This is a genomic window from Bartonella sp. TS82HLJMH (assembly GCF_042193495.1).
In the GTDB taxonomy this organism is placed as follows: domain Bacteria; phylum Pseudomonadota; class Alphaproteobacteria; order Rhizobiales; family Rhizobiaceae; genus Bartonella; species Bartonella grahamii.
Genome location: NZ_JBHILU010000056.1, coordinates 1 through 2145 on the forward strand (window position 1 = coordinate 1; position 2145 = coordinate 2145).

At 46.7% G+C, this 2145-nt stretch carries 2 protein-coding genes; both read left to right on the top strand.

Features of this window, described 5'->3' with window-relative positions; translation table 11 throughout:
* Nucleotides 1-69 precede the first annotated feature (69 nt).
* A complete protein-coding gene (locus ACFIKO_RS09130) occupies nucleotides 70-1176 on the top strand; it encodes a phage tail protein (protein WP_375673854.1) in 1107 nt (368 codons plus the stop codon).
* Between the two features lies 1 nt (nucleotide 1177).
* A partial coding sequence (locus tag ACFIKO_RS09135) for a DUF4815 domain-containing protein (RefSeq protein WP_375673856.1) occupies nucleotides 1178-2145 on the top strand: 968 nt, incomplete at its 3' end.

Sequence of the window (2145 nt, forward strand, 5' to 3'; positions counted from 1 at the left end):
TATGATTTGTGATGAAGAAATTTTATCGATTGGAAAAATCACTTTAAACTTCAAAGGGCGTGCGCGCTAATGGTTGGTTCCCTCCTCCCCACACATGCAACAGAATTTGAAAAGCGCCTTGCCGATGCTTGCGATTTTCATCAAGATGTTGATGGTTCTGTTTTGGGGATTTCACGTGCTAAACTGATCACACGCCCTCCCCGTTTCTTGCCGTGGTTGATTGAAGAATACGGGCTTGGAGAGCTTACACCTTATGTTCCAAATCTCTATGATCTGATTGATCAAGGGATTCAATGGCAGCGCTTGCGCGGCTCCCTTGCTGCAATAGAGGTGGGGCTTGAATGGCTCCAGATTACAGCACGCTTTACGCCCGCATGGACGGGGCGGGCATGGTGGAATTCCTTTCAACTTGATTTTGATCAGTTGCCTGAACGGAAAAGCCTTGAAGCCATTGAAGCAATCACCGACCTTTCCAAAAGTTTGCGCTCTGATTTTCGCCGTGGTGTTTATGGTTATGATGTTCAAGCTGTTGAATGCAATATGTCACGCCTTGATGACAGCATGTTGGAGTATGAAAGCGGTGTTAGCTTAACAGCTGGGGGCACTTTGTTTTCCTTTGGGCGCACAACAGAGATAGAGCACGTTCTCACAAGAGAAGAAGGCAGGCTTATTGGCAATTGGATAGAGGATGGGGATGAGGAATTAAGCTGGAACCAAATCGATTACCCATGGGACATGGCAAATTTTCCGTGGTGTTCGGTCAAAAAACATGAACGCGATATGCTCATGGCAGAGTGGTTTCATGGTCGCACGCTTTATCTCGTGCTAAGAGACAGCCAAGATGCCGTGATTGGGTATCAAAGATGCTCTGCTGTCGCGCCTGTCGAACAGGCTTTGGAGGGGGTTTACAGCCATTCAGGCAATCACTATCAGCCCTCCCCGAGGGGCACGGCGCTTCTTGTGGCAGCCCGCACAGACTTTCGCGATGTTGATGGGAAACAAGCAGCATTTGTTTCAATTTTGGTTCACGCTACCCCCGCAGAAAACATAGCGGTTGGCAAGCTTTGGTTGGAGCCTGATGAACTCAATGGCGGTGTCGAGATACTCAAAACGCCCATTAATATTCCTTTGCGTGCCGATGTTCGCGAACAATTCAAGATTTTATTGAGGTTTTAAGATGAAGCATGAAAGTGGACTACCCTTTGCAATTGACAGATCTCGCGGCAAAGAGGAACAACAAAGCGTTGTCTTTTATGGCACACGTCCCTTTATTCAAAGTGGTGAACTGAATGAGGTTCAAACCATCATAAGGGGACGGCATGACCGATTGGGGCGCCTTGTGGCACAAGAAGGAGACCGCGTTGAACGAGCAGATGCGTTTGTCAACAAAGATACGCAAACAGTGACTTTAACGGATGGCAAGATTTATATTGCCGGTGATATCTTTCCAGTCTCTGAAGCTATACTCAACAATGTTGCCATGATTGGACGCATTGAAATTGGTGTGAAGCTGCAAAAAAAATGGGTGACATATGAGGATGATCCAGAGTTGTTGGGGCAAGTCCCTGGCACCTTGGCAGAAGGAGAGCCTGGTGCCGCACGCGAGACAGCAAAGCTTGTTTGGGCACTGAAAGAGGATGCGCAGAGTGGCACTTTCTTTCCCGTTTATATTTTACAAGATGGTGTTCTGATTGATCAAAAATCCCCATCACTGCTTGAACCCGCCATGCAAGCTATTGCTACTTATGACAGAGCCCATGGGCATTATATCGTGAGTGGCTGCCGTGTGAGCGCATTGGGAGCAAATAACGGTTGCCAAGTCTTTAGTATTCAAGAAGGAGAAGCCAATATCAATGGCTTTAAACGCAAACGCCTTGCCGCCTTGCGCCATGAAGAGGTGCAAGACTTTTCGACAAGCGTTGTTCCAAGCGAAACGCATATTTTTGCGCCTCCAAAAGGGAAAACAAGTTTCACTTTTAAACCCTATTATTTTCCTATTGCTGATATTCAGTCTCTTTTATTGACAAAAGAAAAAACCGTTAATGTCACCCGTGGTGCAGTTGCCGCTGGGCGTGATGGTGTTCCTGATAAAAGCATCACCTCTTTTATTAAAGTCGTTCAAGGAAGCAAGGAATTTAAAGAAGG

What these genes read in the sequence shown, in the direction of transcription:
- ACFIKO_RS09130 (WP_375673854.1), top strand. Translation starts at nt 70, where the DNA reads ATGGTTGGTTCCCTCCTCCCCACACATGCAACAGAATTTGAAAAGCGC.